Here is a 7,608-nt window from a genome sequence, read left to right as displayed (position 1 = left end):
TGGCGCTTGAAATCGATAGCGGTAATCCGGATTTGACCATTCGTTGGGATACCAACCTTAAATACAGCGCCATGTATCGCCTTAAACAGGCCTCCGATACCCTCACCGCCGACCTGAACCAGGACGATGGCGATCGTAATTTCGATCAGGGGCTGGTCTCCAACCGGGTGGATGTCTTATCCGAAATCGATCTGACCTATAACAACCTGGGCGTGCGTGTCTCCGGGGCTGGCTGGTATGACCAGATCTATCAGCAGGATACCGATAACGACAGCACGACCGGGAATGCCGCTTCCGTCGACCAAACCGAATTCACCGACGATACCCGTGATCTGCACGGCCAGAAGGCTGAAATTCTCGACGCTTTCCTGTTCGGCCGTTTTGATATGGCCGGAGCACCGACCATTGTCCGGGTTGGTAAACACACCCAGGTTTATGGCGAGACGCTGTTTTTTGGTGCTAACGGGATTGCCGCCGCGCAGGGGCCGGTCGATGCGGTGAAAGCGTTGTCGGTGCCCAATACCCAGTTCAAGGAACTGTTGATGCCGGTCAACCAGGTATCTCTGCAGACCCAGCTGAACTCCGCCTGGACGCTGGGGGGTTATTACCAGCTGAGCTGGAAAAAAAACCGCTTGCCAGCCTCCGGCAGTTATTTCAGCACCATTGATTTTCTTGCCGATGGTGCTGAACAGCTGTGGCTGGCCCCCGGTTTTGCCGCCACTCGTGAGGATGATCTGGAAGCCCGCGACAGCGGTCAGGGTGGCATGCAGTTACGTTTTACGCCGAGGTCCATTGATGCTGAATTCGGCTTTTATGCCGCCCGCTATCACGACAAGACGCCACAGATTTATCTGACTCAATTTGCCTTCCCACCCGCAGTGCCCGCGCCGACGCCGACCGCTTATCGCTGGGTCTACCCGGAAGATATCCAGACCCTGGGAACCAGTGTCAGCACCCTGGTGGGGGATGCCAATGTCGCGGCCGAAGTGTCGATGCGCAGCAATATGCCGCTGGTCTCTACCGGTCAGGCCGATGTGATGGGCGCCGGGGATAACCGCGATAACCCGCTCTACGCCGTCGGTCGTACCGCTCATGCCAACGTCTCGATGATTTATTCCTTTACCGGCGGTGCCTTGTTTGACAACGCCTTTCTGGTCGGTGAGATCGGCTGGAACCGTTTGCTGAAGGTGACGGATAACCCGGATGCACTGGATCCTGGGGCTGAGCGCGATGCGCTGGGCCTGCGTCTGACACTGGAACCGGCTATCTACCAGGTGCTGTCCGGACTGGATCTGACCATCCCGATGGGTCTGGGGTACAACCCCAAAGGCAAGTCCGCCGTGCTGACGTCCTTTAATGGCGGTGCCGACAAGGGCGGTGATGTCTCCATCGGTCTCAAAGGCGATTACAGACGCCTGCTGCGCATGTCGCTGACCTATAACCATTATTTTGGTACCGAGAAGACTTCTTTACGCAGCGAGACGTCCGGCTATGTGCAGAACTATGGCCAGGCGCTGAAAGACCGGGATTACCTCTCGGTATCGGCTGAATACAGCTTTTAAGAATAACAATAAGGAGAACGAGCAATGTTTAAACCTGCGTTTTTGACAACGTGTCTACTGATGATGGCGATCCCCGCCGCGCAAGCGGCGGTCTCGCCGGAAGAAGCCGCCCGTCTGGGCAAGGATCTGACGCCGCTGGGGGCGGAACGTGCCGCCAATGCCGACGGCTCGATCCCGGAGTGGAACGGCTGTCCCGACCTGAAAAAGGTGCCGATGGCACAACTGCAATCGGGCGACCGACGCTGGGATCCGTACGCCGCAGAAAAGCCACTGTACCGGGTCTCGGCGGCCAATATGGCACAGTACGACGCCTTGCTGTCGGAGGGGGTGAAAGCGGTTCTGACCAAATATCCAGATCTGTATCTGGATGTCTACCCGACCCACCGCAATCACTGTGCTCCGCAGTGGGTGTACGACGGCACCAAAGCCAATGCCACCCGCGCCACGCTGGAGGTCAAGGGTAATAATGACGGTCTTCTGGGTGCCATTAATGGTATTCCGTTCCCTATTCCAAAAACTGGAGCTGAAGTGCGCTGGAACACCAACCTGCGCTGGCGCGGACAGTCGTTTGAGAGCAAAACCCGTCAGTACTCTTTCACCACCAATGGCGAACGGGTGTTGGGCAGTCAGGGGTTTCAGCTCGACCAGATGGAAGGTTACCGCCAGGGTATCTCGCTGGAAGACCATGCCAAGCAAGGTTATCTGAGCTGGATGTTTTTGCAGTTCACCGATGCGCCGTCGTTCCGGGCCGGCGAGGGGCTGGTCTCTCGTGATACCGACAACTATGTGCAGTCGGATCGCAAGGTCTCCCAGTACCTGGTGGGTCAGCGCCGCGTGCGTCGTTCCCCCAACGTCGGCTGGGATACGCCGGATTTTGTCAACTCCGGTGCCAACTTCTTTGATGAAGTGTTCGGCAGTCCCTACACCGGTGATGAGCGTTACGAGTACACCATTGTGGGCAAGCAGGAAGCGCTGATCCCGTACAGCAACAACAAGATTTTCAGCCTGGATGAAGACGGCGTGTTTGATAAGGAACACCACAAGCCGGATGCCCTGCGCTGGGAAAAACACCGTGTCTGGGTGGTGGAAGCCACGCTGAAGCCGGGTCAACGCCATGCGGTGAACAAACGCAAATTCTACATCGACGAAGACACCTGGGGTACTGCGCTGATGGATGGCTGGGATCCATCCGGCAAGCTCTGGCGCGTCAGCATCAACGTACCGTTCTACCTGCCGGATGTCCCGGCGCAGGTGTATTACGGTGATGTGCTGTACGTACTGGATGCCTCCTGGTCAGCGCGCAACATGGTGTACCACGACACGGGTTATCAGCTGAAGTCGGTTGAGATGAAACCGGAAAGTGACTTCTCGCCGTCTGCCTTGCTGGTACGGGGCGTGCGGTAAGTCGGCCGATCGCTCATCAGGCCACGGCGATGCCGTGGTCTGGTGTGGTCTGGTGTGGCCGGTTGTGACTATCCAGCGATGAAAAATAACAATAAGAAGAAGGAAACAGAACAATGTTTAAACCGGTAGTGACCATGGTTTACCTGCTGTTGATGATGTCTGTCCCGGCCCTGGCGGCCGTATCGCGCGAAGAAGCCGCCCGTCTGGGCAAGGATCTGACGCCACTGGGGGCGGAGCGCGCCGCCAATGCCGACGGCTCGATCCCGGAATGGACCGGCTGCCCCGATATGAAAGATGTACCGATGGCACAACTGCAATCGGGCGACCGACGCTGGGATCCCTATGCCCAGGAGCCGGCACTGTACCGGGTCACGGCTACCAATATGGCGCAGTACGACGCCTTGCTGTCGGACGGTGTCAAAGCCCTGCTGCAGAAATATCCAACATCCCTGTATCTGGATGTCTACCCGACGCACCGTAACCATTGTGCGCCCGAGTGGGTGTACGAAGGCACCAAAGCCAATGCCACGCGGGCGACGCTGGAAGTGAAGGGCGATAACGATGGTCTGCTCGGTGCGATCAATGGCATTCCGTTCCCGATCCCCAACACTGGATCGGAGGTGCGCTGGAACACCAACCTGCGCTGGCGCGGGCAGTCGTACGAGAGCAAGAGTCGCCAATATTCCTTCACCACCAATGGTGAACGGGTGTTAGGTAGCCAATCCTATCAACGGGATCAGTTCGAGGCCTACCGGCAGGACATCTCGTTGCAGAAACACGCCGAACAGGGCTTCCTCAACTGGCTGTTCCTGCAATTTACCGACGCGCCGTCGTTCCGGGCCGGCGAGGGGCTGGTCTCCCGCGACACCGACAACTATGTGCAGTCGGATCGCAAGGTCTCCCAGTATCTGGTGGGTCAGCGCCGCGTGCGTCGTTCCCCCAGTGTTGGCTGGGATACGCCGGATTTTGTCAACTCAGGTGCCAACTTCTTTGATGAAGTGTTTGGCAGTCCGTATACCAACGATGAACGTTATGACTACCGCATTGTGGGTAAACAGGAAGCGCTGATTCCGTACAACAACAACAAGGTTTTTGCGCTGGATGAGGACGGTGTCTTTGGCAAGGAACACCACCAACCGGATGCCATTCGCTGGGAAAAACACCGCGTCTGGGTGGTGGAAGCGACATTAAAACCGGGCAAACGCCATGCCGTCAGCAAGCGCAAATTTTACATCGACGAAGACACCTGGGGCACCAGCCTGATGGATGGCTGGGATCCATCCGGCACGCTCTGGCGGGTCAGCCTGAACCTGGCCTTCTACCTGCCCGACGTGCCCACACAAATGAGCAGTTATGCCGACCTCCTGTATATCCTGGATGCGTCCTGGTCGGCTCGTAACATGGTGTATTTCGATCCTGGCTATCAGTTAAAAGCCGTCGAAATGAAACCCGAACGTTATTTTTCGCCCTCGTCACTGATTATCCGCAGTGTGCGTTAGCACGCGGCTTTCGGTGTCAGTGCAACACACCCGAGTATGGGTGTTTTTAATAGGATGTTGTTGATTATGTTGAATTTGGTAAGGCGTATCGCCGCCTTGATACTGTGTGTCGGGGCGGCGTCTGTTCAGGCAGACCCGCTGCCGTCCTATTCCTCGCTGGACCAACCGGCGCTGCCCAGTGTCCTGGCCGCTACCGGGGCATTACTGGATATTCGCCAGGTGGGTGAACGTCTGGTGGCGGTCGGTGAACGCGGCCATATCGTTTACAGCGAGGATGGCGGCCAGCAGTGGCAACAAGCCCAGGTGCCGGTGTCGGTGACCCTGACGGCGGTAGATTTTGTTGATGACCAGCATGGCTGGGCAGTCGGACACGGCCTGGTCATTCTGGCAACCGCCGATGGCGGCCTGACCTGGCAGCGCCAGACCGATGGCCGCCAACTGGTCGGGATGTGGCATCAACAGGCGGAAGCCGCACAACAGGCCGGTGACGATCGCTTGGCGATGACGTTACAACGCTACAGCGACGACGGTGCCGACAAGCCTCTGCTGGATGTGCATTTTATCAATGCCCAGGACGGTTTGGCGGTGGGCGCTTATGGCGTGATGTTAAGCACCGACAATGGCGGCCAAAGCTGGCACTCGGCGGCTGGTCGACTGGGGGGTGAAGAAGACCGCCATATTTACCACATCGCCAGTGATGGCGACGGGATCATTCTGATGGGTGAAATGGGCTTGCTGTATCAGTCCGGTGATCGCGGTCAGCATTTTCAGCCGCTGGATTCGCCCTCCGACGCCAGTCTGTTCAGTGGCTGGTATTCCGCCAGCCAGCAGCAACTGCTGTTGCTCGGTCTGCGCGGCACGCTCTGGCAGGGCGACCTGAGCTCCGCTGACTGGCAGCCGCTGGCCATCGATACCCAGTACTCACTGCTGGCCATTCTGCCATTAACGACTGGTGGTTATCTGCTGTCCGATGACGGCGGCGGCCTCTGGCGCTTGCAGGCTAACGGCACCACGTCGCGTTTATCGGTGCATGCCGGTTTTCCGTTACTGGCGTTGTCAGCGGGCACCCGCAAGGCAGCGCCTGTGATGGCTGTTGGCTTACAGGGCACCCTGGCGGTGACTCCTGCGGTTCAACCCTAACTTTTATCTGGATATTTCATGGCCGTCTCTTCTCAAACATTTGAAACCATCGCGGACCTGGGGTCTTTTGATTCGCGCTCCGGTAATCGCGCCGAGCGTTTGCTGTTTAATCACCGCGGCTGGATTGTGGCCGTCTGTGCCTTGTTAACCCTGTTACTGGGATTATCGGCCTTGCGCACCGAGCTGAATGCCAGTTTTCTGAAAACGATTCCGGGTAATCATCCCTATATCGTTAATTTTCTCAACTATCAGGATGACGTCAAAGGGCTGGGCAACGCCCTGCGGATTGCGGTGGAAGCCGAGCCCGGCGACACCATTTTTTCGGCCCGCTATATCGAGCAACTCAAGGCCATCAACGACGAGATTTACCTGCTGCCCAACGTTGACCGGCCCTTCATGAAGTCTTTGTGGATGCCGTCGGTGCGCTGGATCGGTGTCACCCAGTATGGCTACGAAGGCGGCCCGGTGATGCCGCAGAACTACGATGGCAGCGACCAGAGCATTGCCGATTTCCGCAACAACGTCTTGCGCTCCGGTGAGATTGGCCAGCTGGTTGCGGCGGATTTCCGCTCGTCCATTATTTATGTGCCGCTGATGGAAACCGATCAGTCGCCCCTGAACTACGGTGCACTCTCTCAAGCGCTGGAAGACATTCGCAGCCGCTACGAAGCCCAGGGCATCCGCTTGCACATCACCGGTTTTGCCAAGGTGATGGGGGATCTGATTGATGGCCTATACACCATTCTGGCCTTCTTCGCCTTTGCCCTGATCATTACCGGGTTAATCCTGTTCTTTTTTACCCGCTGCCTGCGCAGCACCCTGCTGGTGCTGTTGACCACGCTGATTGGCATCGTCTGGTTATTGGGCTTGCTGCCGGTGTTGGGTTTTGAGCTCAATCCCTATTCGATTCTGGTGCCCTTCCTGATCTTCGCCATTGGAGTCAGCCATGGTGCCCAGAAAATGAACGGCATCATGCAGGACATCGGCCGTGGCACTCATCGCCTGATTGCCGCGCGTTATACCTTCCGCCGTCTGTTTATGGCTGGAGCCACGGCATTGCTGGCCGATGTCGTCGGCTTTGCGGTGCTCTCCGTAATTGATATTCCGGTAATCCGTGAGCTGGCGCTGATTGCCAGTGTCGGGGTGGGTGTCCTGATCTTCACCAACCTGGCGCTGTTGCCGATTCTGTTGTCCTACACCGGCGTCTCCGCCAGCGCTGCCCGTCGCAGTCTGGCCCAGACCGGTGACGAAGCCGATCATGAAAAACATCGGTTCTGGCAATTTCTGGACATGTTTACCCGTCGGGGGCCTGCGACTGTCGCCCTGGTCATCGCATTGGGCCTCGGTGTCGGCGGCTACCTGGTGAGTCAGCATGTCCGCATCGGCGACCTCGACAGTGGCGCGCCGGAACTGCGGGCCGACTCCCGCTACAACCAGGATAACCGCTTTATGGTGGCCAACTACCAGGCCGGAGCTGACGTCTTTGTGGTCTTTGGGGTCACCGACAAGGGGGCCTGTGCCCACTACGACAACCTGCTGATGGTTGACCGGCTGGAATGGCAACTGCGGCAATTACCGATGGTGGATGGCACCCGATCCTTTGCTGGCATGGTGCGTCAGGCCGCCGCCGGGTTTAACGAAGGCAACTTCAAATGGTACGACCTGGTCGCCAACCAGTACCTGATCAATGGCAGTGCCGCCCGTGCCCCACGTGAGCTGTTTAATGCCACCTGCGACCTGCTGCCCATTTACTTGTACCTCACCGACCACAAGGCCGACACCCTGGAAACCGTGGTGAACGCCATCGACACCTTCAAGCAAGACAACCCCTCAACCGGTATCCGCTTTGAACTCAGCGGCGGCAACGCTGGCATTGAAGCCGCCACCAACCAAGTGGTCAAGGTCGCCAACAGCAAGATTTTGTACGGCGTCTATATCGCCGTCACCCTGCTCAGCATCATCGCCTTCCGCTCCCTGCCCGCAGTGATCTGCGCCATGGTGCC

General features: G+C 57.8%; 5 protein-coding genes. All 5 read left to right on the top strand.

Annotation, left to right across the window (positions count from 1 at the left end; all coding sequences use genetic code 11):
• Positions 1 to 1,562: DUF1302 domain-containing protein (locus tag WG929_RS20705; RefSeq protein WP_416207585.1), on the top strand; the 1,562-nt coding region annotated here is incomplete at its 5' end.
• A gap of 24 nt (positions 1,563 to 1,586) precedes the next feature.
• Positions 1,587 to 2,966, top strand: coding sequence for a DUF1329 domain-containing protein (locus WG929_RS20700; RefSeq protein WP_416207584.1), 1,380 nt, complete (start codon positions 1,587 to 1,589; stop codon positions 2,964 to 2,966).
• A 113-nt stretch (positions 2,967 to 3,079) separates the two neighbouring features.
• Positions 3,080 to 4,465, top strand: coding sequence for a DUF1329 domain-containing protein (locus WG929_RS20695; RefSeq protein WP_416207583.1), 1,386 nt, complete (start codon positions 3,080 to 3,082; stop codon positions 4,463 to 4,465).
• A gap of 66 nt (positions 4,466 to 4,531) precedes the next feature.
• Positions 4,532 to 5,605 (top strand): WD40/YVTN/BNR-like repeat-containing protein, encoded by a 1,074-nt coding sequence (locus WG929_RS20690; RefSeq protein ID WP_416207582.1) that lies wholly within the window; start codon positions 4,532 to 4,534, stop codon positions 5,603 to 5,605.
• 18 nt (positions 5,606 to 5,623) lie between these two features.
• Positions 5,624 to 7,608 (top strand): efflux RND transporter permease subunit (locus WG929_RS20685; RefSeq protein WP_416207581.1); only part of this gene is annotated, 1,985 nt, incomplete at its 3' end.

It is taken from the genome of Oceanobacter antarcticus (assembly GCF_044962685.1).
In the GTDB taxonomy this organism is placed as follows: Bacteria; Pseudomonadota; Gammaproteobacteria; order Pseudomonadales; family Oceanobacteraceae; genus Oceanobacter; species Oceanobacter antarcticus.
Note: the sequence above shows the minus strand (reverse complement) of the source record. Positions and strands in the feature narration are given on the sequence as shown.